This window comes from Mycetocola sp. 2940 (assembly GCF_040548835.1).
Taxonomy (GTDB): Bacteria; Actinomycetota; Actinomycetes; order Actinomycetales; family Microbacteriaceae; genus Mycetocola_A.
In genome coordinates, this window is sequence record NZ_JBEPSK010000012.1 from 36,383 (window position 1) to 63,117 (window position 26,735).

The 26,735-nt window shown below is 60.4% G+C and carries 16 protein-coding genes; 9 read left to right on the forward strand and 7 right to left on the reverse strand.

Going from position 1 to position 26,735, the window contains the following annotated elements:
* Positions 1–15 precede the first annotated feature (15 nt).
* From ABIE24_RS14015 to ABIE24_RS14050, 8 genes are all read left to right on the forward strand, one after another.
* Positions 16–3,690: a DUF6079 family protein gene (locus ABIE24_RS14015; RefSeq protein ID WP_354500698.1), complete on the forward strand. Its 3,675-nt coding sequence runs from the start codon at positions 16–18 to the stop codon at positions 3,688–3,690.
* Positions 3,687–6,371: a BREX-2 system phosphatase PglZ gene (gene pglZ / locus ABIE24_RS14020; RefSeq protein WP_354500700.1), complete on the forward strand. Its 2,685-nt coding sequence runs from the start codon at positions 3,687–3,689 to the stop codon at positions 6,369–6,371. The genes ABIE24_RS14015 and pglZ overlap by 4 nt, the downstream gene beginning before the upstream one ends.
* Before the next feature lie 12 nt (positions 6,372–6,383).
* Positions 6,384–7,724 (forward strand): BREX system ATP-binding protein BrxD, encoded by a 1,341-nt coding sequence (gene brxD, locus ABIE24_RS14025; protein ID WP_354500702.1) that lies wholly within the window; start codon positions 6,384–6,386, stop codon positions 7,722–7,724.
* Positions 7,724–9,847 (forward strand): DEAD/DEAH box helicase, encoded by a 2,124-nt coding sequence (locus ABIE24_RS14030; protein WP_354500704.1) that lies wholly within the window; start codon positions 7,724–7,726, stop codon positions 9,845–9,847. Before brxD ends, ABIE24_RS14030 begins: the two co-directional genes overlap by 1 nt.
* The gene (locus ABIE24_RS14035; RefSeq protein WP_354500706.1) at positions 9,844–10,920 is read left to right on the forward strand and encodes a TY-Chap2 family putative peptide chaperone; all 1,077 of its coding nucleotides are present in this window, start codon (positions 9,844–9,846) and stop codon (positions 10,918–10,920) included. Before ABIE24_RS14030 ends, ABIE24_RS14035 begins: the two co-directional genes overlap by 4 nt.
* A 334-nt stretch (positions 10,921–11,254) precedes the next feature.
* Positions 11,255–11,797, forward strand: coding sequence for a GIY-YIG nuclease family protein (locus ABIE24_RS14040; protein ID WP_354500708.1), 543 nt, complete (start codon positions 11,255–11,257; stop codon positions 11,795–11,797).
* A gap of 536 nt (positions 11,798–12,333) precedes the next feature.
* Entirely contained in the window at positions 12,334–15,729 is a 3,396-nt protein-coding gene (locus ABIE24_RS14045; protein WP_354500710.1) for an AAA domain-containing protein, read from the forward strand.
* Complete coding sequence (locus ABIE24_RS14050; RefSeq protein WP_354500712.1) at positions 15,722–17,062, forward strand: phospholipase D-like domain-containing protein; 1,341 nt, start codon at positions 15,722–15,724, stop codon at positions 17,060–17,062. The genes ABIE24_RS14045 and ABIE24_RS14050 overlap by 8 nt, the downstream gene beginning before the upstream one ends.
* 160 nt (positions 17,063–17,222) lie before the next feature.
* On the opposite strand, the gene ABIE24_RS14055 is transcribed toward ABIE24_RS14050, so the two are convergent.
* The 4 genes from ABIE24_RS14055 to ABIE24_RS14070 are packed head-to-tail and all read right to left on the reverse strand — an operon-like array spanning position 17,223 to position 21,481.
* Positions 17,223–17,975, reverse strand: coding sequence for a PP2C family serine/threonine-protein phosphatase (locus tag ABIE24_RS14055; RefSeq protein WP_354500714.1), 753 nt, complete (start codon positions 17,973–17,975; stop codon positions 17,223–17,225).
* Entirely contained in the window at positions 17,976–18,656 is a 681-nt protein-coding gene (locus ABIE24_RS14060) for a vWA domain-containing protein (protein WP_354500716.1), read from the reverse strand.
* A gap of 36 nt (positions 18,657–18,692) precedes the next feature.
* Positions 18,693–21,065, reverse strand: coding sequence for a hypothetical protein (locus ABIE24_RS14065; RefSeq protein ID WP_354500718.1), 2,373 nt, complete (start codon positions 21,063–21,065; stop codon positions 18,693–18,695).
* Positions 21,065–21,481 carry a helix-turn-helix domain-containing protein gene (locus ABIE24_RS14070; RefSeq protein WP_354500720.1) on the reverse strand — a complete coding sequence of 139 codons (417 nt, stop codon included), beginning with the start codon at positions 21,479–21,481 and terminating at the stop codon, positions 21,065–21,067. The genes ABIE24_RS14065 and ABIE24_RS14070 overlap by 1 nt, the downstream gene beginning before the upstream one ends.
* Before the next feature lie 452 nt (positions 21,482–21,933).
* On the opposite strand from ABIE24_RS14070, the gene ABIE24_RS14075 reads away from it, so the two are divergent.
* The gene (locus ABIE24_RS14075; RefSeq protein WP_354500722.1) at positions 21,934–22,761 is read left to right on the forward strand and encodes a GIY-YIG nuclease family protein; all 828 of its coding nucleotides are present in this window, start codon (positions 21,934–21,936) and stop codon (positions 22,759–22,761) included.
* Between the two features lie 149 nt (positions 22,762–22,910).
* Here the strand turns inward: ABIE24_RS14075 and ABIE24_RS14080 are convergent, their stop codons facing one another.
* The 3 genes from ABIE24_RS14080 to ABIE24_RS14090 all read right to left on the reverse strand — a co-directional run bounded on the left by ABIE24_RS14080 (position 22,911) and on the right by ABIE24_RS14090 (position 26,662).
* Positions 22,911–24,887 carry a DUF262 domain-containing protein gene (locus ABIE24_RS14080; RefSeq protein ID WP_354500724.1) on the reverse strand — a complete coding sequence of 659 codons (1,977 nt, stop codon included), beginning with the start codon at positions 24,885–24,887 and terminating at the stop codon, positions 22,911–22,913.
* 216 nt (positions 24,888–25,103) lie between these two features.
* The gene (locus ABIE24_RS14085) at positions 25,104–25,817 is read right to left on the reverse strand and encodes a hypothetical protein (RefSeq protein WP_354500726.1); all 714 of its coding nucleotides are present in this window, start codon (positions 25,815–25,817) and stop codon (positions 25,104–25,106) included.
* A 200-nt stretch (positions 25,818–26,017) separates the two neighbouring features.
* Positions 26,018–26,662, reverse strand: coding sequence for a hypothetical protein (locus tag ABIE24_RS14090; protein WP_354500727.1), 645 nt, complete (start codon positions 26,660–26,662; stop codon positions 26,018–26,020).
* Positions 26,663–26,735 lie beyond the last annotated feature (73 nt).

Below are 26,735 nucleotides of genomic sequence, written 5' to 3' on the forward strand. Positions count from 1 at the left end.
ATCGAGATCAAGGCGGTGGACGCCTCCGACTTCGTACTCGAGCTGCATCGGGGGGTCACCAATGCCGACCGCACCCTTCGCGACTACGTTGTCACCGATGCGATCGCCGCTTCCATGGACGACGCCCTCGGCCTCGTGTCCCGCACGGTCGCCGAACGGCAGTCTAAGGGGGCGTTCATCCACGGCTCGTTCGGTAGTGGCAAGTCGCACTTTATGGCGGTGCTGCACCTGCTGCTCTCCGGCAACATTGACGCCCGCAAACTCGACCTTCTCGGCCCCGTCGTCGACAAGCACCGCGACCTTCTCGGCCGCAATCTGCTCACAATCGATTACCACCTGCTCGGTGCGGGGAGCTTCGAAGAAGCACTCTTCGGCGGGTATGTGGGCACCATAACCGCTCTGCACCCTGCCGCCCCCGCCCCGATGTTGCACGTCAGCGATGGACTATTGCAGGGTGCTGCGAGTCTGCGCGCGGAGCTCGGCGACGACAAATTTTTCGCCGCCCTCAACGGCGGTAAGGTCGCTGACGACGGTTGGGGCGATCTCGCCATTGGGTGGACAGCCGAAACGTACGAGCAGGCGCTTCGTGAGGGCAAGGATGAACGTGCTCGCCTCGTCACTGACCTCGTCGGCATGACGATCTTTCAAGGCTTCGCGAAGGCCGGAGAGTGGCTTTCGATCACGGACGGCATCACGGCCATGACCGAACATGCCAAGTCGCTTGGCTACGACGGCATCGTGTTGTTCCTCGATGAACTCGTGCTCTGGCTCGGCCAGCATCTCGCCGACAGCAAATTCATCCAGAGTGAGACTTCGAAAGTTGCCAAACTCGTCGAAACCGGCATGGGCACCTTGCCCGTGCCGATCGTGTCGTTCATCGCCCGCCAGCGCGACCTGCAAGACTTCCTTGGAGAGGGCATCACCGGCGCCGAGCGTGAAGGCATCGGCCAGTCGTTCGCCCACTGGAACGACCGCTTTGACCGAATCGACCTGCAGGCCGCCGACCTGCCGAAGATCGTCAACCAGCGGTTGCTGCGGCCTGTTTCGCCCGAAGCCGGCGTGGTGCTCTCCCAAGCCGTCGATAGGGTCAAGTCGAACACAACAGCGTGGACGTTCCTCATGACCGACGAAGCCGGCGCCGGTGAGGCCGAGTTCGCCCAGGTGTATCCGTTCTCACCGGCTCTGGTCGATGCGATGATCGCCCTCTCGTCGATCATGCAGCGCGAACGCACCGCACTGAAGCTTATGGGCGAACTGCTTGACGAGGGGCGTGACGAACTCACCGCCTCGACCGTCATCCCCGTCGGTGACCTCTACGACCGCATCATGACCGGCAACTCGACGCCGCTTTCAAGCGACCAGAAGCAGCGCTTCGCGATCTCCAAACAGTTTTACGAGACCAAATTGCGCCCGTATTTGCTCAACAAGCACAGCCTCGGCTCCGTCGCCGAGGCAAAGGCGCTGAAGCGCGGCCACGCTTTCCACACTGAGGACCGCCTTGCGAAGACCCTGCTCATTGCCGATCTGGCGCCTGGTACGACATCGCTGAAGAACCTAACTGCGAGTAAGTTGGCGGCGCTCAACTACGGCACAGTCAACTCCATGATCGCCGGCATGGAGGCCATGCAAGTCGTCACCCTCGTGAAGGAGTGGTCACGGCAGTTCGGCGAGATCAAACTCGGCGATGGTAACGATCCGCTTGTAGCCATTCACTTGAGCGGCGTTGACTACGACGCGGTCCTTGAGCGTGTCGTCACCGAAGACAACGCCGGCAACCGGCAGCGGCTCATCCGTTCGCTCGTCGCGGCCGAACTCGGGCTCACAGAGACTGGCGGCATGATCCAGGAGCGTCGTTTCACTCATATCTGGCGCGGACGCAAACAGATAGTGAACGTCAAGTTCGGGAACGTGCGCGACGAGACCAGCGTTAGTGACGACGACCTCATCGGCAGTCATGACGCGTGGACCGTTGTTATCGACTATCCGTTCGACGAAGTCGGCTACTCTAACCAGGAAGACCTCAACCGCCTCGACGCCCTCCGCGACACCCTCGCCGAGACCGGCGGCGATTCCCGCACGATCGTGTGGATTCCGAACTTCCTCACGACCGAACGTCTCACCGACGTCGGCACCCTCGCCAAGCTCGACCACGTTCTCAAGCCGGCGAACTTTGAGCAAAATGCCGTCAGTTTGCCCGCAGCAGACCGCGAACTCGCCCGCATCGCGCTCGAGAACCAGCGGGAAAGCCTCACCGCCTCAACTCTCAGTGCACTCCGTCAGGCCTATGCCGTCTCGACGGCGAAGCAGACCGATATCGATGCGCGACTCACTGGCACCGAGGTCTTCTCAACTGTCTTTAACGGTCTGACCATTCAGCCGCCCGTCGCCGACAACCTCGCTAAAGGCCTACAGTCGGCTCTCGAACAAGCCTGGACGGCCGACACTCCGACGCATCCCGAGTTCTTGCCCGGGCACACCGAGGTCAAGGCTGCCGACCTGCGTCGGGTCGTCGACCTAATCGGCAACGCGGTTGCCGCCAGCGGTCGCCTTGAAGGCCTACCGACGTCGGATCAGGCTCTGCTGAAGCGCATTGCGGTGCCGCTGGGGCTCGGCGTTGTCAGCGATAACGTCCTCATCGTCGGCCCGGCCGAGTTCCCGTGGCGTGCCGAGTTCGCAAGGTGGGCGCAGGTCACCGCTGACCAGCCGACGGTCGCAGCGCTCCGCGCCGGACTCCGCCCCGCCGGCATAGTGAAGGAAGTGCAGAACACGCTAATCCTCGCGTGGGCGCTGATCACCGACCGCGAGTGGGTGCGTGACGAGACCGTGCTTTCGACCACGCCGTCGTTGGAGCAGGTGCCAGATGAGCTCGTACTGCGCCCGGCCGGGTTGCCAACTGAGTCCGACTGGATGGCTGCCAACGAGCGCGCCAAGGCGTTGTTCAACTTGAGGGGCGAAGCACACCTATACTCGACCGCCGTGCGCCGACTCGGCGTCGCGATCTCGGACAAGGCGAGAACCATGCGCGAGGCCGCTGCGGAGCTAGTCAAGCAGTACGAGCTACATGCGGCGTTCCTCGGGCTAGACGCGTCGTCGCCAACAAGCCGCCTCGCCACCGCTCGGCGCACCTTCGACGCAGTGCAGCGTCTGGGGAACGAGCGCACGGCGCTCATCGCCGTCGAGCAACTGGCTGTTGTAGAACTCGGCGACCTGACGGCTGCTGGGCGAAGCCTGCAGAGTGCCGGAGAGGTTGCGCGGGCGCTGCAGGGTGCGGACTGGGGGATGCTTTCCGCGGGTGATGCATTGACGGGTGCTCCGACTGTCGCCAATGCGATGGAGAGGTTGCGTGCCGCGGTGCGCAACGAAGAGTCGATTCAAGGCATCGTAGATCCGCTCATTGCCGCGGTTGCTGCGGCCAGGACGGAGGTGATGGCCCGGATGGTTGTCACGCTTCCGCCCGCCGTGGTTCAGTCAGTCGTAACGCGGCCGGTGATCACGGATCCAGACCAGGTGCCGGTGAACGTGATCGACGGCAATGGGCAGTTTTCAGCGCCTCAAGCGATCATTGATGTGGCGGGCGGGATCACACCCGAGATCCTCGATGGGGAGCTGCAGCGCGTCAGAGCTGACATCCTCGCGAAACTCGCTCTGCATCCTGGATCCACGCTCACGATCACCTGGAGGGTGGAGTGACGCCGACCGAGCAGGTGCCCGCTGCGACCGAGGCGAGCGTGCGCGGACACGCGGCCGCGTTCGTCCGAGAGGCCAAGCCAGGCGTCGACCTGCTGCTTCTGCGGTCGGCGCCAGTGTGGCTGGGACCGCCAGTCCTCGACGTCGGCGGCTCAAAGGTGCGCGTTGTGGAAGGCGTCTCGCCGCTCGCGATACTCGACGCGATTTATGCAGAGGACGGCACATGGCCGATCATCGCGCTCACCTCACTCACCGAACGCGAACTCGGCCAAGCCGTGCTCCAGCACGCCGACCGGCGCGGCGTTACCCGGCTCGACAGCTGGGCGCTTGTACCAGGCCTCTTCGGCGTGCGTCGTGACGACCTCGACCCGCGCATCCAAAAGGAACTTGGCAAATGGGCACCTGAGTTGTTGCTGCAACATCGGCCGGCTGCCGGCTGGCAGGCAGGCCGCGACGGTAGCGTTTCGTACGCATACGTCGTCGGCGTGCTCGTCGCCGCCGTACTGGGTATTCCGGCGACTCAAGTCGATGCAGCCCTCGTGTTCGAGACGCTCGATGATTTCGGCGCCCGCGAGCGGTGGATGGAGCTCGACCCCGCAGTTGCCGACGCGCTTGCGCGTGCCGTTGGCAACGTCTTTGGCACCCACGTCCGCTACGCCCTGCACATCGTGCGCTCCGGCACTGCGGTGGCAATTCCCGCGTTCGGACTTGCCGCCGACGTCCTCTGGCCAGTAGACGGCTCCCGCGTGCCCGGTATAGCGCTCGACGCCCGAGTGCGCCTCGAGCAGCAGATCCTCAAGAACCTCGACGCGGCCGCCATGCGCTCGCTGGCCGACGCGGCGGTTGGCACGGTCCTGCGCCTGTCGACATTTGAAGCAGAGCGCATCGACGGAATACTTGTACAAGCGGAGGCCTTGCTTACCGACCTGGGGTGGGGTGAGGGCGCCGCATTCTCGCGTCATCTGCCCGCCGGATTTGCAGCCGGACTCGGTGAGATCGCCGAGCGGGTTCGCGAGGCGCTTGAAGCACCGTCGTCGGTGACCACTGCGTCGCTCGACTCGGCAATTCGACGCGCTGGCTCCCATGACCTCGCGGGCCGCGATCATTCACGCCGTGAACTCGGAACGGCGCAGATGGCGGTGCGGCTGGTGCGGTGGCTGCATACCGAACCAAAGGTTGAATCCACATTCGCGGGAGCCGTCCACCTATACCTGCGTACCGGCGGCTGGGTCGATCGAGCGTTTGCAGCGATCTGGGGCGGATCGGCGCAACCCGCGCTTGCAGAGGCCTACCGCCGACTCTCCGTCGAGGTGCGCAGTCGTCGAGACCTCGAGGACGCGCAGGCGGCGAATCTGCTCACCGCTGCGGACAGCGGCGACGGGCAGGTGATCGCGATCGAACGGATGCTCGACGCAATCATCCTGCCGCTCGCGAAGTCGCATCCCGCGCTGCTCGTCGTGCTCGATGGCATGAGCGTCGGCACCGCGACGGCGATCACGCAGGACATCGCCGCGGAAGGGTGGATCGAGCTCGTTCGCGAACCGGACCGGCGGCGGCTCGCGGCGATCGCTGCCCTGCCGACTTTAACGAAGTATTCGCGTGCTTCGCTGTTCGCCGGCGAACTGGTCGCCGGAACACAAGCGCTCGAAAAGACCAGATTCACCGCACGCACGGGCGGCGCAGTCTTCCACAAAGACGACCTCCGCTCTGCAGCAGGGCACGAACTCCCCGCCGAGCTTCGGCAAGCCATGAATGATACTGGCCAGCGCGTGGTCGCCACCGTGCTCAACACAATCGACGATGCACTCGCTAAGGCAGACCCTGGCGGAACCCAGTGGGGGCTCGACACCGTGCAGCACCTTCGGGCACTGCTCAACGCAGCGGCACTCGCCGGGCGAAATGTGATTCTCACATCTGACCATGGGCACGTCGTCGAACGCGGCGGTGAGTTCCGGCCCGCAGAAGACGGCGGCGCCCGCTGGCGTCCGTTCGGCGGTGAGCCTGCGCGGGACGATGAACTGCTCGTTGGAGGCCCACGCGTGCTTGCACCCGGCGGGCAGGTGATCCTCGCGCGCTCCGAATACCTGCGCTACACGGCGAAGGCCGCCGGCTATCACGGCGGCGCAGCCCTTGCCGAGCTCACCATTCCGATCGTTGTGCTGCGCCGCGCCACCGCGGCGCCACCCCCAGGCTGGGTAGATTCGGCGCCGCAGGCACCCGAGTGGTGGTTCGAAAGCGACCCGGCGCAAGTCACTGCAGCTGCCGCGCCAGCCGTGCCGATGAAACGTAGGAAAACCGCCGCCGATACCCCCGAGCAGGTCAGTATGTTTGATCTTCCGGTCGGGGTTGAGGACAAGGTTCCGGCAGTAACGCCGCGACGACTCAGCGAGCAGTTGCTCAGTTCGGCGCGCTACGCGGTGCAGCGGAAGCGGCTTGTGCGCCGTGCGCTCGATGATGCAGTCGTCGCCCAAATCATCGATGCTGCAGACGAGCGCGACGGTCGTGTGAATCAGGACGTCCTTGCCGGGATCCTCGGCATCCCGACCAGCAGCTTCGCAGCGACGCTCTCTGTCCTCCGTCGGCTGCTCAATACAGACGGCTACGAAGTAGTCGCGATGGACGCCGACCAGGTGACCGTTGTGATTGACCGCCCACTGCTGTGCGATCAATTTAGCCTGACGTAGAAGAGGAAAAAGATGTCTGTAAGCCCCCGCCGTCGCCAGGAGATCGTCGACGCGCTGCGTCGCGGCACCGTGCCGCAACGCGGGCTCGACGTCATGGCGGTCGGGCTTGAGCGCTTCGCCCCGACCATCAGTGCTGAGCTCACCGTGGTCAAAAACGGCGGCGCGCAGTTCAAAGCGGTGCGCGGTGAATATGGCTCCGGCAAGACGTTTTTCGCCCGATGGCTCAGCGAGACCGCGAAAGCGGAGGACTTCGCGACCGCAGAGGTGCAGATCTCTGAGACGGAAACGCCCTTGCACAAGCTCGAGACGGTATATCGCCGCATTGTCGAGAGCATTACGACCTCGTCGGCGCAGCCGAGCGCGTTCAAGGAGATCATCGATAATTGGTTCTTCAACCTCGCCGGCGACGTCGTCGATGCGGGGGTGGACGAGGGCAATCATGATGCGGTAGCACGGGCGACCGACGAGCTTATCGAGAAGCGCCTCGCGAATGTCAGCAAGACAGCACCCGCGTTCGCAGTTGCGCTTCGCGGGTACCGGATGGCGATCGAACGAGGCGATACCGCCGAGGCCGACGGACTGATCGCTTGGCTCGGCGGGCAACCGCATGTCGCTGCCAGCGCGCGTCGGTACGCGGGAGTGAAGGGCGAGCTCGACCACTTTGGAGCGCTCGGTTTCTTACAAGGACTGCTGACGCTGCTGCGCGACGCTGGCTTTTCCGGATTGCTAGTCATCCTCGACGAGGTTGAGACGCTGCAGCGGGTACGATCCGACGTTCGGGAGAAGTCACTCAACTCGCTGCGGCAATTGCTCGACGAGGTCGATGCGGGGCGATTCCCAGGGCTGTACATCCTGATCACCGGCACGCCAGCGTTCTACGACGGGCAGCAGGGCGTGCAGCGGCTCCCCCCGCTCGCCCAGCGTCTCGAGACGAAATTCGAGACGAACCCCGGTTTCGACAACCCGCGCGCCCCGCAGTTGCGGCTCACTGGCTTTACACACGATTCGCTGCACGAACTTGGCGGGCGCATTCGCGACATCTACGCTGACGGTGCCGAGAACGGGGACCGTGTCACCTCAGCGATCGACGACGACTTCATCACCAGTTTCGCAACGAAGATCGCCGGGCAGCTCGGCGGCAAAGTCGGCATCGCGCCGCGAGTATTCCTCCGTCAGCTTGTGGACGTCATGGACAAGGTCGATCTATTCGAGGACTATAACCCACGCCGCGACGCGCTTGGCGAAACTGGTACGCTCACGGCGCTCACCGAGGAGGAGCAGGCCGCCTCGCGGCGTGGCGATGCCCGTGCGGTTGCTCCGGCCGGTGTCGACGACATCGACCTCGGAATCTGATGCCCGACGTCGGCCTGCACGCGTCGATCGAGTACCACGTCGTCAACTCGCTCGGCTGGTCGTCGCTGCGGCCTCTGCAGCAATCTTCCGTCGCCCCGATTCGCGGCGGCGCCGACTGCCTACTCGTCGCCCCGACCGCCGGCGGCAAGACCGAAGCGGCCGTCTTTCCTCTGCTTTCGACCATGATGGATGATGCCTCATGGCAGGGTTTCACCGTCATCTACGTCACACCACTCAAGGCCCTGCTCAATAACCTGTTGCCGCGTCTCACTACCTACAGCGAGTGGATCGGACGTCGGGTTGCTCTGTGGCACGGCGACACTGGTGACGGTGAACGTCGCCGCATCCTCGCCGACCCGCCAGATTTTCTGCTGACGACACCTGAGTCGCTCGAAGCGATGTTGGTATCGCGGCGCGTAGATCACCACCAGTTCTTCCGAGGCGTCCGCGCGATCGTCGTCGACGAAGTTCACTCGTTCGCCGCCTCGGATCGGGGCTGGCACCTGCTCGCGGTGCTTGAGAGGATACAGCGCATCGCAGACCGGCCTATTCAGCGAATCGGGCTGTCGGCGACAGTAGGCAACCCCGATGAGGTCTTGGCGTGGATCCAAGGTTCGAACGCTGCGCGTGGTGTGCGCGCCGAAGTCGTGCGCGATTCGGGCACGATTCGTGATCCCGATGTGACACTCGACTATGTCGGATCCCTAGAGAACGCGGCCGAGGTTCTCTCGCGTCTCTTCGTGGGCGAGAAACGGTTGGTTTTTTGCCAGGCTCGAGCGCAAGCGGAGGAACTGGCATTCGAGCTGCGGCAACGCGGGGTGACAACGTATGTCTCGCACTCGTCACTCTCGGTCGACGAGCGCCGCCTGAGCGAGCGAGCATTCTCGGAAGCGCGCGATTGCGTGATCGTGGCGACGTCCACTCTTGAGCTCGGCATCGATATCGGCGACCTCGACCGCATGATCCAGATCGATTCGCCGTACGCGGTTTCCGCCTTTCTCCAGCGCCTCGGACGTACGGGGCGGCGGCCTGGGACAAGGCGGAATGCGCTGTTCCTCACGACCGATCTCGACGGCTTCGCTCGGGCGGCGGGGCTGCTTCTCCTCTGGTCGCAGGGCTACGTGGAGCCCGTCGTGCCGCCACCACACCCACGACACCTTGCTGCCCAACAGTTTCTCGCCCTTGCCCTGCAAGAGGGACGATTCCCAGTCAACGGTTGGCATTATTGGTGGGCTGGCTGTGCTGTCATGGATGATGCCGATTCGGTGCTGGCATACCTCCGCGAGGCCGATTTTCTGGTTTCGGATGGCGACTTCCTCATGATCGGGCCAACTGCAGAGCGTACGTTTGGTCGCCGCAACTTCATGGATCTTCTGTCCTCATTCATCGCTGACCTCGAGATTCGTGTGCTGGAAGGAACTAAGGAGATCGGTTCCGTCGCGCCGATATCGTTCACAAGAGCGGTAGTAGACGGTCAACGACCACTGCTACTCAACGGTCGAGCGTGGAAGGTCGATGATGTGTTGTGGGAAAAGCATGTCGCGTACGTCACTCCGCATGCCGAAAAGGGCAAGGTGCGCTGGTCGAGTGGCGTGGTCGATGAACATTTCGATCTCGTCCGGGCGCGTCGAGATGTCCTACTCGGCACCGATCCGCCTGTGACACTCTCAGCACGCGCTGTCACCCGGCTCCAGCACCTGCGAGAGGTTCGCGCCGAGCACGTCGATGCTTCGGGTGCTGTACTGCGCAGGGGCGCGAGGGGCGCGACGCTGTGGGGATTTGCTGGGCTCCGCGCACACGAAACTTTGATTGCGGCGTTGGGCTCACCAGGCGAGTGCATCGCGGACAACGAAACCATTCAGTTCAACGACGGCCTGAGCGCCGCGGACCTCCGTATGGCAGCCGTGGACCTGGCATTGCCAGAGGTCCTGCCTGAGGCTGTCGCAGGGCTGAAGTTTTCAGTTGCCTTGCCACCAAAGCTTGCGGCCTCGACGTTAGCGGAACGCTTCGTCGATCGCGGGGGAGCAGAGTCGTTAGCACGTGGCCCGCTCGCAGTCACACAGGCCGATCGTCCCTACAAGTCGAGCACCCACGACGTAAAGAGAGAGGGCCAGCGTAAATGACGCTTGAAGACTTCACGAAGGGACCGCTTCGGCGATACGCGATCCATTTCGAATGGATACCCGGTCACGCTCAGAATGGACCAGTAGGAATCTGGAACGAGTTCGGGGAATATCACTATCCGGAATCGACAGTGGCATTGCAGGAGAAGGGCGCCCAGTCCTTTGCCGATCGCGGCACCGCGCATACGTACACGACCTGGCTCGCCATGCGGGAGGAGACTACCTCGATCTATGGCGCCAACTGGTCGTCTATCGACAGTCGTGCCCCCATGGACGCGGTAATTGAAACCTTGGTTGCCGATTTCCTTTCTGTTGAGCATCCGACGATGACATTCGAGGCGGATGGTTTGGAAGTCCCTATCGCTGAGGAGATCGAGATGACGGCCCCCGCCATGGCGCCCGCCGAGCGCCATATCATCGCTGAATCGTGGTGGATAATCAGTGAGCTCGCTGCTCGACACCCCGAATATTTGGCGTGGGAGATGCATCCCGGGGGCGGGATGTACGACTGTCTCGCTCTTTTGAAACCTGGCGAGAGCCCGGTCGTCCAGTTGAACCGGGCGGGTTCGCTGCACGTTTCTACCAAAAGCGATTTCAGGCTTAGTTGGGAGAGTGTCTTTGCGAATCCTTCGCCCCACGGACCTGTCAAGGCGATCGAAGAAGCGGCGGGCCTTCCGCTCAATGGGCCGCGCCCGGCCTCGACGCATCGCACCCTCGCCTATCGTCTCATCGCAAAGCTTCTGAGTATGCAACTGCATGATCGGCACTACTGGGACGCGCGTAACGAGTTCCTTGACTCCTCCGACTGGGACGCCGAGGAGCTCCGAGGGTATCTTGACTACTTTCCTATGGCTGCGGTCGCGGCGCGTTCCGCGTCGCGACTCGGACTGCACAGCGAGCCGCAGTCCCATTTCTGGGCGATCCTGCGTGACGACACACCCATCGCTGTCGTCTCCATCGAGGGGGTGCTCTACAGAAAGGGCCGGGCCTTCGATTTGATGGATGAGTATCAAGCGGCCGGTAAGAGTATTACCGGCGTCGTAGCAAAATGTTTCGGCGATTGCTTGCGCTGATGGGAGCAGGTCTGCGCGCATTGGCGTAGGGAGGAGGTCGAGCGTCGCGATTCAAAGCGGATGACCTGACGCCTCAGCATCGAGCAATCCGAGACGCTCGGCGACGCGATCGGGCTCGCGCAGACCGCGCGGCGAGGGAAGGAACCCGACCAGGGGCATCGGACACCAAATCCGCGGGCACAAGCGGGAACACGGTCGTATTGAGCTCGGCAAGCCGATCACGTCTGCGAGGCGCGAGGCGAAGTTGCCAGAAACCCAGACCGAATGAGGTCACCGCCGAAAGCGGCACGTCGGCAGCAGTGTTTTGCGCGTTTCAACCGCTTAGACTCCAGATATGAATTGGGCAGACGTCCGAAATGAGCTTCTCGTACGGACGCCCGTCGCCCCAGCGGAACTGGCCTCTGTCACGCAGACGGGCGTCTATGCCTGGTACGACAAAGAAGGGGCTCTAGTACCCTTCTACCCCTCGGACTTCCCACCGGTCGATCGATCCTTGCCGCTCTACGTTGGCTTGGCCGCAAAGGATTCGCTCGCTGGTCGCGTCGTCGGGACTCACATGGTCAGCACTCGAAGATCTGGACTCCGGCGTTCGCTCGCAGCTCTTCTCCATGAGGAGTTGGACCTCCGGCCGGGCGTTATCGCGCACCCCAAGGGCAAGTTCGACTTGATGCCAACACGCGAAACAAAGTTGACCGACTGGATGCTGGACAATGGCTTGCGCGTCACGTGGGTCACCCACGATGCTCCAGTTCTCGTCGAAAAGCTCATCATCCGAAACTTGCTGTCGCCTCTGAATTACACCCATGCCACCGGCAGCCCCTACCGAGCAAGTATGAGGCGGCTTCGGGTCGAGCTTCGCACCGCCGCACTGAACTGATCTCTCGCTATAGCACATTGCACCTTTGCACGACATCAGTTGCAGCGAGCTGAGTCCACCACCGTGGTCGACCGGTAGCCTTCTTCGAAGTGAGATGCCATCGAGAGCATGTCGCGCATGGATGGATCCCGACAGGGACACGCTCACCTCCGCGCGCGCGTATGGCTTTCAAGGCGCGGACCGCTGCTTGCGGCGACGAGTACGGTCGTTTGGAACAGGTTGTAGATGGCATAGCAGTGCATTCCCTTCCGGATGGGGGTTGGTGCCTGCACTGCAAGGGCCAGACTGCGCCGAGCCACGATGCTCAACGGTCAGGGTCAACTTATCAAAACTGCGGTATTGGCGCACTCGACCTGAGCCCGAAGCCGAATGCGCATTGAGGTGCGCGAATCAGATGATTAGCCCATGGCAAAGAGCAACCTCGCTGCCACCTCACCCCCGAATGCGGCATTGGCAAGCCGGCCAAAAGCGGGCAGGCTCTCAGATGCCTTTGTATAGCGCGTCAAAGATAAACTCGGGCTGGCATCGCCTAAAACATGGAGGTCGACTTGGTCGCACAGGATGACTTCATCGCTGGTCGCTATCTACCGGTGAACGGCGAGAAGGTCAGACGCGGCGGTCAGGCAACTGTGTACAAGTGTTTCGATTCTGAAACGAGTGACTTTGTAGCCGTCAAAATTGTCGAGGGGCTCTTCCCGGACGAGACTGCTAAGAAGATTTTTCAGCGTGAAGTCGGCGCGTTGAAGAAGTTCAAGCATGACGGAATAGTGGGCTACCGAACGTCCGGATTTGATGACTCTGGCCGGATGTTCATCGTCCTTGATTGGGTAGAGACCTCACTCGATAAGGTTCTCGAAGAACGGTGGCCCCTCGATTGGTCAGAAGCCGTCGGCAAGTTCGTTCGACCGCTTGCAAAGACCCTTAGCCATATTCACCTCAACCTTGTCGAGCACCGTGACATAAAGCCCTCGAATATCCTCATCGATGAATTCGGCAAGCCTCTGTTTGCCGACTTCGGGGTCGGCAAATCCCAAGTCAGCGACGAGCATTCGGAGCTTACTGTGCGCGGCTTCCGTTCAGGGATATGGGCACCTCCGGAGAAGACCGGCAGGGCATATACGCGCGATGTGTACTCCATGGCAGTCCTATTTCTCCGCCTCGCCTATCCCGAACGCCTCGAGGAGTTTCACGAGCTAGAACCAGCAATCCAAAGGATGTTGCTCCCCGCGCCGCTCAAGGATCTACTTCTGAGGTCCGTAAGCATAGACCCGGAGATGAGGCCGGCGAACGGGGCGATTTTTCACCGCGAGCTTGAGGAGATGATCCAGTCCGGGAAAAAGAAGGCCGATCCGAGTTTGATAGTGGTCCTCGGCATGACGAATAAGGCTGTCGGCAGGATCGGCGGCCAATATGCGAACAGGGATCAAGTTCGGCGCATCGTGGATCGAGATCTGAGCGGTAACACCCACCTTGAATACGCCTGGAATCGCGAAGCTGAAGAGCGCAATCGGGAGACGCTCCACCTGCTTGGGGAGTCCATCCGGTACATCCTGAAGCGCAACACCGGGCGGGCGGGATTCAGCATCATCGACGCCAACCGCCCTGAGGATGATGTTCGTGAACGGGCGCGAGGACGTGCGTTGCGTCTGCCACCCTCGGTTTCATGGATCACAAGGGACGTTCGCGGAAACGACGATTCGTTGGACCTCATCAATCGACTGGACAGCTTCTACGATTCCGCGGACATGAGCCATGAAGTGGACGAACCGGCTCAAGCGTCCATGACTTCGACTTGGCGCCGTCTAATGGCAGCCCGGGAGGAGCTAGAGCGGGGCGGCCGGATACCTCTGGCCTTCCGTTCTTGGAGCCCGCGGACCGCCGGGGGAGTGTTCGAACTTACAGCGGCTGTCGACGCCGAGCTCATTGGTTCTGAATGGCAAGTACGAAGCACCGGTGGTGGGCGGCCACTAGCTACAGGTGAGGTGGTTGAACAGAACGCAACATCGGTAACCCTTCGGTGGATCGGTCGACCACCACGGGCTGCACCGCGCTCTGGGACTCTAGACCCGTTCCTAGGGCCATCGCAGGTCGCCTTTCAGCGCCAAGGCGATGCAATTTCTGCTCTTGAGAACGGCACAGCGGTTTCTGACCGGCTTCGGGAGATCCTCGATGAACCCCACCTGGCTTCAGCTCCACAGCCGATAGATACACCGCGTTGGCAACTGGATCTCGACGACGACAAACGTCAAGCGATCATCGGAGCACTAGGCGTCCCTGAGTGTGCGGTTCTAAAGGGACCCCCAGGAACTGGCAAGACTCGATTCATCGCGGAGCTTGTAACCCAAGAACTCCTTCGGAAACCCGATGCTCGAATTCTCATCGTGAGTCAAACGCATATTGCAGTGGATAACGCCCTCGCTCGGCTGGAAAGCGCAGGCATCAAGAGTCTTGTACGGCTCGGGAAACAAGACGACCTCCGAGTCGGCGAAGGATCTCGACATCTCCTGCTGGCAAGTCAACTTAGCCAATGGGCGGCCGGAACGCGTAAGCGAGCAGAGAGACATCTCGCCGACGCCGCTGCAGTGGCTGGCTTGTCAGTCACGGACGTACGAGCACTCTCTGCCCTCACAACGCTCCTGAGCACCATGAAAACCGTGGCATTCCTTCAGGAGCGGCTAACGGAGTCCACTTCCGACGATACGACGCTCGCCACAGAGCTAGGCATCCTCCCCGACGCGCTGACCTTACAGGAACGCCTGGAAGCTGCGAGAGACAGCGAAGCGGACCTCCTCAGGCAGGCCCGCGCCCTGTACGGTGAGGTCACGCTTGACGAGGATCCCGAACCGGAAGACGTACAAGCCGCCATTGCTCTCCTCAGCGAGCGCTCGTCGTCGGCCCCGCACCTGTTACGCAAGCTGGAGCTGCAGGCCGAATGGTTCGAGCGGTTGGAATCAGACGAATCGCTCTCTGCCGAGTTCCTGCGCGCCACTTCAGTGATCGGTGGCACGTGTATAGGCTTCCTCGGGATTCCGTCCGTACGGGACCTAGAAATCGACCTTTGCATCGTTGATGAGGCGTCGAAGGCGACCAGCACGGAGGCCTTGGTCCCCGTTGTTCGAGCTCGACGATTCGTTCTTGTGGGAGACCTCCACCAGCTGCCACCCATTGACGAAGACCTCATTCAGAATCGGAAACTGTTAGCCGACCACGATTTGAGTCGAGCCGACGTTGAGGAAACGCTATTCCGGCGTCTCGTCGACCATCTCCCATCGGCGAACCAATTCACTCTCACTGAGCAGCGTCGGATGATCGCGCCAATTGGGGACATGATCTCGGAATGTTTCTATGACGGCGCCCTCAACTCTCCGAATAGCGATGGGCTAACCGGCTACGATTCGCTAGGCAAGCCAGTCCTCTGGATCGACACTTCAGGATTGGGTCAACGCCGCTTCGAGGACACCGAGGCAGGGGTTGCCGGCAAATATGTCAACCGGGCCGAGGCCGACCAAATCGTTGACCGCCTACGGACCCTGGACGCCGGCCTACGAAGAGGCTTCATCCAAACCAGAGTGGGGTCGTCCCTTGAAACGCTCGTTCTAGCCCCCTACCGTAGCCAAGTCGACCATTTGCGACGCCGATTGGCTCGCGAGAAATTCGCCCACCTTCAATTGTCGATCGAGACCGTTGATGCCGTACAAGGACGAGAGGCTGACATCACGCTCTTCTCTGTAACCCGGAGTAACAACAGACAGTCGATGGGTTTTCTTGGTCCTGACTACTGGAGGCGAATCAACGTGGCGCTCTCACGCGCGCGATTCGGTTTGACAATCTTTGGCGATGCCCCGTTCTGTGCAACCGGTGCCTTGGGTCAAGTTGCTAATTACGTCCGAATGCACCCGGATACCTGTGAAATGAGGAAGGCCCATGGATAGCGCTAGCGAACTGCTATATCGGCAGTTCGCCAACAAGAGAGCCGGGCTGCGCCTCGTTGCGGTTGAGCCCGCTGCGCTCCCCGTCACCGTTGTGAGCACAACGGTCTTGGCTCAGGAACGGAAGCCCCTGCCGCTCTTGGAGGAGTTCGTGATTCGATCTGTCGCGAACGGTTTCTCGGCGATCTCGGAGATCTCTACTTTGCTCGGCCTCGAAGAGAAGCTCGTCGCGAACGCAGTTGTCGACCTAGCGGCGAGCGGGGCGATTCAGTATCTACAGACAGCGCAAGAAGGGCGTCTCACGCCAGCGGGCCTTGAGTTGTCGCGGGAGCTCGCTGCAATCACCCCAGTAGAACGAACCTTCAAGCCGCATTTCGACCGGGCGCTCTGGCAAGTGGCGGACTATCCCCGTTCGGACCTGGTCAAGAAGTCTCTGGCAGTTGATGAAGGTCGTGTACTGCTTCCAGCAAAGGCGACGAAACAGATCACGGCCGCGAATATCAATCTGCGCAAGCTGAATCGCATTCTGTCGGGACCCGATGGACGATCACAATCAATGGAAGTTCTTCGAGTTCTTCGTGCTAAGGCTGCCGATTACTGGTATTTGCGCTGCTGGCTTCTGGTTTACGCAAGCGACAACGATGACACGCCGCCTGAGCTTGCAGTAATTGTCGGGGGAGCTCCAAGCCCAGAGCACGACATCGCAATCGAGGAGGCAGGAGGAGCGGAAATACTCAAGCTTCGGATCAACCGGAGCGACGAAGCACCCGCCCTGGTGCTCCCAGCGGCGATTAGCTTGGCACTCAGAGAACAGGACGAGGCTGGACCATTTACCGACGAATCGGGCAAATCCCCTCCCGGCACCGAACTCGTTGTGCGAAGCCTTGACATGTATGAGCACAGGCTTGTTCTTCAGGAGGCGCTGGCAACCGCGAATAGGCGTCTTTTGCTCGTTTCCCCATGGGTAAAGTCTGCGGTAGTAGACACGCAGTTTCTCGCCTCCCTCGAGGGCGCATTGAGACGCGGGGTTCAAGTCCATATCGTGCACGGCTACGGGCCTGACGACAGAGGGTCGGATGAAAGAGCTCTGCGTCAGCTACAAAGTATGCAAGCCAGATTCTCGGAAGGATTTCGGTTAGTTCGACATCCCAACACGCATGCAAAAGTTCTGATTTTCGACGATGTCTGGATTGCCACCAGCTTCAATTGGCTATCCTTCCGCGGTGACGCCGAGCGGACATATCGCATGGAGGAAGGCGTTTTAGTTCGTAGTCCCGAGCATGCGGAGCGCGAGTACTCACAGTACGTCGAACGGATGCTGCTCGACCAGGGTTGACGCGTTCACCGTCGAATCTCGGCAGCTGCGAGGTGCCTGCATTCTCCGGCATGCCGCGACCCATAGACTTGCGATCCTCCGGTTCGACTTCTGGAGGCTCGCTTCGAGATATGGCAGGGCATAGTTTCGGCTGATGCGCAGCAGGGTTCTTGCTTAGGCACTACGCAGGCTTCCTGGCCAATACTGCGATCGCACAATCATCTTTCGTTGCAAACCGGATCTTAGTATCCACGAGACGTCGCAGTTGTTTCTTGTGCTTTGGATTCTTTGCCTGGCGGGTTGGGGCATGCGCGAGCAACCCCACGATCTTTGAACAGGCCGGCGCAAGGACTCCGGTGCGAGAGTTGTACAGGCTGTTCGCCGTTCCGTCGCTCATGAGTATGAAGCCCGTAATACTGTCGAGGTGCCCGCGAATGATCCTCATCCCCACGGCCGCACCCCGCGAAGTGAGGAACGTTGTTTGATTGGCGAATTCAGCGTTATCGGGATTTGACGCTACCCGAGCACTTCCGTCCTTCACGTATCCGACGACGCCGTCACCCACGTGGACGATAACGAACTGATTACCTGCCGTCGCGACCGCCAGGAAGGTGCCGGCCAGATCGCCTATCCCAACCGCACGGGCTTTAGCGACGTCATCGAGACGATGGAGGAGGTAATCCACGATTTCGAGTTTCAGGGCGACTCCATCGTCGCTCGAGACAAAATCTCCGAAACGCTCCGAGAGAAGTTCGCAGCCAGCATCCACGAGTATTTGCGCACCAATCTCAGAGTGCGCGGCGGAGCCGGCGCCATCGGAAAGACAAATCACTTGCACCCCACGGCATGCGAGGTAGGCGGTTCGATCTTGACCGCGGGTGCCCTCAAGAACGTGCCCCCGACCCCGAACCTGGTAGTGGAACTCTCGAAACAATTAGAGATCCTCGATGCCGCGGATTGAGGAGAAATTGATCGACGGCTCGCCCCCAGGCATGGACTGCGAGACTTTCGCAACGGACTTCGAAAGCCACTCAAAAAACTCTTTGAAGTCGATGCCCTTCAACCGTAGAGAAGGCTGCTCCGGAGCAAATCGCGCGAGTACAGCGAGATCCGCGTCGCTTCCGATAGCGATGGGGAAAACCGTGAGCTTCTTGGCAGCGACCATGCGTGTCACGCGTTCGATCGCCCGCTCCAGTTCGCTCTTGTCACCGTTTGGTTGCCCGTCCGTCATGAGTACAAGCCACGGCTGGAAGTATAGGACGCCAGTGTCAGAGTAGAGCGACTTGCGCTTCTCTAACGTATCGAGGGCGAGGTTAACGCCCTCTCCAAGATGAGTAAGACCGCTGGGCGTGATCGTTATGTCCCTCTGGAGGCCCTCGATACTAGCAAAATCCCGAACGAGTTTCGCCCCGGAGTTGAAAGCGACGACGCTGACCTCTGCGGAGTCGTGAGCATCATCGTCCTCGTCGATGGCATCGTAAAAGAGGCCAATGCCGGCAACGAGCTCGCGGATTTTTTCGCCTGCCATTGAGCCACTTGTGTCGATGCAGAGAGAGACCGGGACTCGGGGAGTCGGGTTCTCGACGAGATCGTCGGCTCGGATATTGAATGCCATTGGTCTGGATTCCTTTCTGGATGAGTTCGAGAGTTTTCAAACGTTCCACCACTTCTTCATGCGCTCCCAGAGGTTCGCCTGCGACCGGGCACTCTGCTTCGGTGCAGCCTGTTTCGTAGTCGTCGTGGACGCCCGTGGAACTCCCTGGGGACGTTGCGCCGACGCGGGTCGGGTACTCGCGGTCCTCGGTGGACACTGTTTCTTGATCGCAACGTGAGATTTGGCGACGTCAAGTCCTTTGCCCTTGAACCACTCGATGTGTTCGAAGTCAATGAAAGGCTGGCGACAATCTGTGCAGAGCCTCAGCGGGTCGAGCTCCTTGGCTCGCCTCTCGCACGCGCCGCACCGACCGTAGGTGAGTTCGGACTTAAGAACTGGCATCTTGCAGGTCTTACAGGTTCCCAGCTGGCACTTGGAGCAGCGGCCGCCTATGAGGTAGCGATGTGGTTTCTCCGTTCCGCACCTCTCACACGTACCGTAGTCACGTTTCCGATTGCAATCTCGGCACCTGCCGTCCTTGAGAGCGCCTTCCGGTCGCGGGGTCCCGCAATCGGAACACTTAGGTCGATTCTGCTGGCGACAGTCAAAACACATCTCGGGGGTAGAGTGCTCTTGCGTTGCCTCATCCCATTCCCCAACCAGTGCATGGGGGCGGTGGCACTGGGAACATTCGAGAATTGGAGTGTCGGGCTTGAACGCTTTGAACCTGAACGGGTACACGTCGTTGGACATTGGGTCGAAGTTCTTGTCGCTGCCGAGCCACCAGCGGTACTGCCGAAATGCTCGGAGCCACTCCTCTGCAGGCGGTGGAGAGGTGTACCGCTGACCGTCACGATGGAAGGTGTTCCAGAACATCTCCTTGAGCGCACGCGGCATGTGACTCCACATGTACTTCCAGTTGCCCTCTGGCTGGTCGCGGTTCGAGCGCTCTCCGACCTGAAACGCAAAATTGCCGTCCTTGATGAGCCGAGCGATGTCACCATCGGATCCCGTGCGCGCGTAGGGAAACTGGCCCGTGATCAGGATCATGAAAAGCATTGTTGCGATAGCAAAAAGTTCTTCTTCATTCGTCCGCAGCGATTCGGCATAAGGACGCCCAAGTGCAGACGCTGAAGTGAACATCGGGGTCCCGACCGGGCAAGGGTATCCATCGACCTGCCAAGAATCGGCATCAATCATCCAGACATTCTTGCTGGCATCCACGATGACGTTCTTCGGGTTAATGTCACCGACGATTACGTTGAGTGAGTGCAAGTACGACACCTTCTCTAGGAAGGAGATGCAGACATCGACGAGGTCGGCCTTGGTCCACCCGGGGAACGCCTTGAGGAACCGCCGTGGGTTCATGATCACGCGGAACTCATGGCCATGGGCTCTGGGCATCATGTACCCGACGAACTCGCCCGCATCGTTTGTAACAACCGCTTCGGGAAAGCAGATGCCTTCTGAGAACAGATTTCGGGACGCAAACTGTTCGACTTTCGCCCGGCGGTGATGCGTCACGTGGTCGCGGTCGAAGATTTTGACGACTCGATCCCCATCGACCGCATAGGCAGCACCTTCTCCACCCTCGCCCAGGAGTTCATCGAGGACGACCGACCCACTGCCCGAAGGGGACGTGAAGTGGACCTTGTGTCCGACGCTTGGAATCGTGCCTACTGAAAGCGATGAGTCAGCCCCCCTAAATGCCGCCTCTCCGTCAAAAGGCTCGGCCCGCCGACGAACGCCTGATGCGGGGCTTGGTGACCTGAGCACTGTCAATCCGGAGCGGCGATCCGCCGGCTCGGAGGTGCCGAACTGGCCTTTGAAGTCGGCGAGAAGTGGGCTGAGCGCGGCGACCTCTCGTGCGTCTCCCTCATCTTGCTTGCGACGAAGCTTCCGGACCCCGCGCTCGTAGAGAACTTGGTTGCTCTCGATGTCAATCCGACCGTCGCTGGTCAGAGACCCAGCGACGAGCATCTTTGAACTCGTGTGCGACAGCAAACGGACATGAAGAAGCGGCGTGATGTCGTTGATGAGGAGGCACATGTCGTACTGTTTCGCATAGCGTGTGAAGATGGCTTCGAAAACGGAGTCGGCATAGTGCTTCGAGTCGTGACCTATGTCGGTCCGTACCAACCCGAGTGCCGCAGCATCCTCGATGAACCCAACCGCAACCCCTGCACGGCGGATGGCCTCTGCTCGCTCGGGGTCAACCTTGCGGCTCTGCTTCGTCAATTCTTCAACCACGTCGATCGGGATCACGATCGGGTTGGAGTTGAGGAGAATCGCCTGCCCGCAGCGTTGGAGCAGCGCCTTCAGGCCACCTCGCCTATCCGGTCGGTCGTCCATGAAGACGCTTGTGTCAACGAACAGACGCCCGCTGGGACCGACAAAATCGATTGGGTCCAGCAATTCCCGAACGGCCATCAACTTGGTCCGCCAAACGTCACGTTGTCTCTAAAAGCTTCTTTCGCATCGTGTGCAAACGCCTCAAGGGCCTCCGCAGTGCGGTGTTGGTTTGCCGACCTAGCATTCTCGTATCGCAGAATTGCTGGAGCAGCAATCCGGTGATGGCTCGCCACCTTGACACTGTCGATTTCTCCCGAGTCGATCAACTTCATGAGGGTTGAACGTGAGATGCCGAGCATCTTGGCCGCCTCAGTGGTAGTGAACTGCTCCTTGATCGGGACTACGACAGCACCATTTCTGCCCTCTGCCTCCAAGAGTTCCAGAATCTTTTCAGCGCTATCGCGAGGCAATGAGAAGGCCACTTCAACAGGGTCGCCCGATTCTTCTAATGCGTTTCGAACCGCTTGGATGGCGCTCTCAACGTGACCGCTCACGCTGCCTCCCAACTGTCCTAGGTTGATCTATCTGTTCCATCTAGCTCTAACTGCTGTAAGTGTAACGCGTCAGTTCAACCAGGCAAGCGGCTAAACGGGGTTGGGTGTCGCACAGGTACGACAATCGCAGCCAGGGCCGACACAATCGCCCTTCTTGTCTTGGTCGGGCCATCCGACGCCCCCCGGTGATTTGTGGGTTGGTTGCTCGATCTCAAACAGCGGGGTGCAACCCAGATCGGACACTATCCTCCGACGCTAGTAACGCGACCATCCCGAACCGTAGCCCCAGTGCAGGTGAGGTGACGGATCGCTGTCCACGGTCGGACCGTCCGCCGCGGGAGGCTAGGTGAAGTTGACCGACTCCTCAGGAGAAGGTCTGGCGCCGACGCGCTGGCCGTCAATCGGAGGCCAGCCTCATGTGCCCATGCGCTTGGCAGCATTAGCATCTCAATATGGATCGGATTTTGCTCGCGACGCTGCTACCCCCAGACTTTGATCCGATCCAATTCAAGCTTCACTGTGCGGTCTACAACGGTGAAGCATTTCCGATCGACGTCCTCGGCAACGACCTTGATGAATGGCAGCGGTGGAACTCTTGGCGCAATGTCAACGACGACTTCAACCGGCAGTTCATTTTCTCGCTCGCGCAGGACCGAAATGACCCGACGCTTTGGCTATTTGGTGGGATCTGGGAAGTCGTGGGGCGCCGTCCCGAGCCGCGGCAACACTCCTACGACGTCGTCTTACGAGAGGACCTCATGGGTCCGTTGATCAAGAGACTCTATGTGCGCTTAGCACTCGCGGGTCGCAACCGCCGCCGGAACATGGAAGCGTGCCTAAACGACATGACTGTTTCGATGATTACTGAGGAGCCATTCGACGGTGATCCATTCCCAGGGCACGACCGCATCAATCACTCGCTAGCCGAGATCCAGGCCATAGTGAAGCAAGGGCGACCCGACTGGCGAATCGCCTTGGAACATATGAAGGGTGTGTACGTCATCCACGACGAGGCAACGGGCGAGCCCTACGTTGGCTCGGCGTCTGGCGACACAGGGATCTGGCAACGCTGGTCCCACTACGCCCGCACGCTCCACGGTGACAACGTCGGGTTGATGGCCCACCTCGCTGCGAAGGGCGAGGACCACTTCCGAAAGACGATGCGGTTCGCTTTACTGGAGTTTTGGTCGATGCGAACCGATGACCAACACGTACTCGACCGCGAGACCTATTGGAAGGGAGTCCTGATCTCCAGGTCGCTAGGCCACAACAGGAACTAGCATTCGCGTGACGGTGCGTCGTGAGGAGAACCCTCATCGGACAAGCCAAACCTTTGGACGCTTCGGCTCTCCACCGTGAGCGCCAAAAGAGAGTTCGGTGCCCCGGCATATCGAATCTCACTCGCTATCCTGGTCGGAGGCCCTGGGGCTTAGACCGGCCCTTCGGACTCCTCAAGATCCGCTGCAACCGCAGCTTCGACTTCGGAGGCGACCTCGGCATCCGCCTGTTGAAGCGCAGCATAATTGGGCTGAACGACGCCCCATCTCTCCATTGCCCAGCGGGCCAGCTGCTCCTGGCGCTCGACGATGGATGCGGGTGTCCACACCTCCCACGACGCAATCTCACGCTCTTGCGCGAGACTCGCGGTGTAGTAGCACGGAGGAGCGACCTGGTCGATGACACCGCGCTTCGCTGCATACTCCTTGTTCGAGTACGAAGAGTTGTCGTAGGTGAGGACGAGGTTGCCCAAGGTGTGCTGAAGCCGCTTATGCTCTTCCTCGCTGTAGGAATTCCACCACTCACTGTCTGGGTCGGGATTCTGTGGAAGCACGTGCTCGGTGGTCCTGCGATTGCCCGTGTCGATGAAATCTGACCATGGCTTGACGTCGAATGGCGACTTCGCCTTCCACAACTCGTACTCGTAAAGAAGGTACTTGTGTGACTGGCGACCATACCAATTGTCGGTGGCAAGCAGGGCTTGCTCGACGACAGAGTCCGGCGCGTAGTCCCACAACAGAGCCTGTAAAGCGGCCATGCTCTCGTCCACAGGCTTACCCAGATAGATCCCGTGCGCGATCTTGCACAGATAAGGCTCACCTGCATTGGAGCGCCGCTGGGCGATCGCGAACACACGCGCGGAGTACTTCTCACAGAGCTCTACGAGACCGGCATACCCAGCACCGTCGGTCGGGTGACTAAGCCTCCACGCAAACAGGAGTGGCAAGAACAGCGCGGTCACCGGGCTCCGGTTGAGCGAAGAAGTTGCCCGGCGTGCACGCTCGCGATCTGAGGCGAAGGAGTGGTACTGCGCTGACGGATCGTGGAGCTCGCCTATGAACGTTGCGCAAGCGTGCAGTGACTCCACATATGCCTTGATGTCCTCGTAGAGTTCTGTCCAAACGTGATCGCTCGCGTCGATGACTTCACTCGCAAGGGAATCATGGACCTCGCGCGTGTGGGCGAGTCGGTCAGAGCCTGGCACGTACTTGCTGCGCGGGAACTTCGCCTTCAGGGAGGCGGTGCGTTTCCACTGCCGGGCATCGGGCTCCTGTGTAGCGAGCCAATGCGAGCGGAGCAGCCGCTCCTCATACCGGCTTGGAAGCCTTGCTAACTCCTTGAAGATCTCGCTCCACTTGGAGTTGATCAACGCGGCAAGGTCCCTCTTTCTGTCATCCGGGAGCTGGCCAGCGAGATAGAGCAGGTAGTTCTTGACCTTCTCAACGTCGGTAAGCCCACGACCGCGCTCATTGAGTGTTTCGAAGATGACGCCAACCTCTGCGTCGCTCTCGACCTCGTACACAAGGAACTTGAGTCCCGCCGTGACGCGGCCGCGCAAGTCCAGCAGTCTCTCAATTGCGGTTGTGTCGTCGACTCCCGAGACCAAGAAGGCTAACCGTTCGTCGAAGAACTCGGCCGCCGCCTGAAGCCGTTGCTCGCCTGCGACCAAGATCGACCCGATAATCGGCTTGCCGAGGAGCACTTGTTCTTTCCAGAACTCATTGAGGTCTGCTCCAAGACTCAACCGCGGTTTTCGAACACCCGAGATTGTCACCTGGCCGAAGTTATCGACGAGTTTCGTGATGGCGCGTCCTACCCCCTCATCGCCGGTCTCCTGGAGGTGTCGCAGACGCTTGATGAGGCGATCGATGAGCAGGAAGCAGGTGGTGAGACGCTGCTGGCCGTCGACGACCTCATACCGGGCTAGTCGGTCACCGTCGATAGTGATTTGTTTCGGGCCGTCGATTGCCTTGAGGACTATAGTTCCGGCGTAGTGGTGACCGGAACCGAGAAGGTCGAGGTCGTCCCAGAGGTCCTGCAACTGCTTGGATTCCCAAGCGTATGGTCGCTGATAATCCGCGACCTCGAAGAGTCGTTGCGAGACTACTTCGGACAGTGTCAAGCGCATGTCATGAGACACCATCAACTCCGATCACGCTGCTTTGTTTCGGCACCCGAAATGGCCGATCCGTCGGTTGCTGCAAGATGTAGGTCACCGCTGAGGGATTTCTTTGGCCACTTCGCGTACGAGGCCTTGTTGCATTGCTCGAACTCTACCGTTCACGTGCGGCCTTCACCGCGAAAGGTGGCGTGCACGCCGGTCGGTAACAGAAGCGGTTCCATGTCAGTTGAAGTGGAACGAGCGGTAGGAACTCTGCACGTTGAAGCGCCGACCATCCTTTCGCCGTTGGAGGAACCCCGCGACGGTGTCGATGTCGTTTGGACGCATGCCAAGTTCCCGACACTTTGTTCGGACCTGCTCGACGGAGATCGGGATCCAGCGGTCTGGGCGGTTCATCATGTCGGCCTTGAGTTTGTCCTCTTCGTTCCACTTAAGGCCGGAGGAGTAGCCGGCCGCCATGCTCGCTATGTGGTCCAAGATCCCCTCGACGCCGTTCGGTAGCGGTTCTCTTGTTGCCGCTTTTGAATGCACCCCGGATGGCTGGATCGTGTTGGCGTTCAGGAATTGAATGGGATCGGCGTCGTGGATCCACTCCTTGGTCTCCCGCTCATTCCATTCGATGACCACGAGTGCGTCCGCCTGGACGCGCCACAGATCGTTCAGATGTTTGCGATCCGGCCATGCGTAGACCACCCGGCAGCTTGGGAGGGACCCCGTCGAGAAGCCGCGCCATGTGTAGTGGGCCACTCCAGGCCGAGCGCTAAAGCGCTTCAGGCTGTCGCCAGAAAATTGCTTCTGGGGCGTCACTAAAACGACCGCGCCTCCTGGCTGCTTGAGCAACCACTCAATTGCGCGGGCGTTCTGGGGCTCGCGCGAGGTCTCACCCGCGCTGAGGCGGGACACGGCCACTGGAAACAGAATTCCATCGGACGACATGCACGATCTCCTCTATGTCTGTTGTACTCGGATGACTCACGCTATTTGCGGCCACCGACGCCCCATCCTTGCCCATTGGCCTTTTCACACACGGGAGCCAAGTGAACGGTGTAGCTCGAAGTCGCTCTTCATTCCGGTTGCCCTATGAGGACGAGTAATCTTTTGTGCGCCACCGGCCAGGGCAGCCGCTGCCGCCGTGATCAGACCCGCGAATACTTGCCGGTGAGCCGAAGCCAGGTGTCGAAGTCAGCGAGGCGGATGCGTCGCGCGGATGCGTCGCGATTCGCGTTCTGCCATCGCTCTATTTTGGCGATGGTGTAGCCCACGTAGGCAGCACCGTGCTCGATCCATATTGCGTCGAAGGAAGCGACTTTGGACGGCTTGCCGCCGAGAACTTCGCTCCATCCGAGCCCGGTGGCCTCACCTACGGCGGCGCGAACACTGCGGCACAGGTGTCGCCACTCATCAGGTAACAACGACTGGTTCGCCTCAATGCAATGCAGTGCGCGATTGATGTCATGCGACCACTTTTTGGGGTTCCGCGAGAAGTCAACTTTCCGCATCCGTCGATGAAGCGGGCGAAGGTCAAGCAGGAGCGATTCCGCACTCGCCCGCCGTCTGTCCCTTAAGTTGCGTGACTGATCGCGATGACACCCGTGGATGGATTCAAGGAACGCACCAGCGACGGAACCAATCGTGGCGGAGATGACATCTGACATGTGGTTTCCTCCCCAATACTTGTCATCGCTATTCTCCAGCGGGCCACCGACACTCAGCTTTGCGCGCAGCCGAAGTTCGGCCGGGGTCGGGAATCCTGCACATAGCAATCCCTGCACGCCGCTCATTATCGGCGCTCCGCATGACGGACCTTCAACGGCGACTCCGCCCTCGCTGAGACTTGTGGATATGTAAAGCGAG

Coding starts and splice junctions, on each gene's coding strand:
- brxD (WP_354500702.1), top strand. CDS start 6,384: ATGTCTGTAAGCCCCCGCCGTCGCCAGGAGATCGTCGACGCGCTGCGT.
- ABIE24_RS14030 (WP_354500704.1), top strand. CDS start 7,724: ATGCCCGACGTCGGCCTGCACGCGTCGATCGAGTACCACGTCGTCAAC.
- ABIE24_RS14035 (WP_354500706.1), top strand. CDS start 9,844: ATGACGCTTGAAGACTTCACGAAGGGACCGCTTCGGCGATACGCGATC.
- ABIE24_RS14040 (WP_354500708.1), top strand. CDS start 11,255: ATGAATTGGGCAGACGTCCGAAATGAGCTTCTCGTACGGACGCCCGTC.
- ABIE24_RS14045 (WP_354500710.1), top strand. CDS start 12,334: ATGGAGGTCGACTTGGTCGCACAGGATGACTTCATCGCTGGTCGCTAT.
- ABIE24_RS14050 (WP_354500712.1), top strand. CDS start 15,722: ATGGATAGCGCTAGCGAACTGCTATATCGGCAGTTCGCCAACAAGAGA.
- ABIE24_RS14060 (WP_354500716.1), bottom strand. CDS start 18,656: ATGGCATTCAATATCCGAGCCGACGATCTCGTCGAGAACCCGACTCCC.
- ABIE24_RS14065 (WP_354500718.1), bottom strand. CDS start 21,065: ATGGCCGTTCGGGAATTGCTGGACCCAATCGATTTTGTCGGTCCCAGC.
- ABIE24_RS14075 (WP_354500722.1), top strand. CDS start 21,934: ATGGATCGGATTTTGCTCGCGACGCTGCTACCCCCAGACTTTGATCCG.
- ABIE24_RS14080 (WP_354500724.1), bottom strand. CDS start 24,887: ATGCGCTTGACACTGTCCGAAGTAGTCTCGCAACGACTCTTCGAGGTC.
- ABIE24_RS14085 (WP_354500726.1), bottom strand. CDS start 25,817: ATGTCGTCCGATGGAATTCTGTTTCCAGTGGCCGTGTCCCGCCTCAGC.
- ABIE24_RS14090 (WP_354500727.1), bottom strand. CDS start 26,662: ATGAGCGGCGTGCAGGGATTGCTATGTGCAGGATTCCCGACCCCGGCC.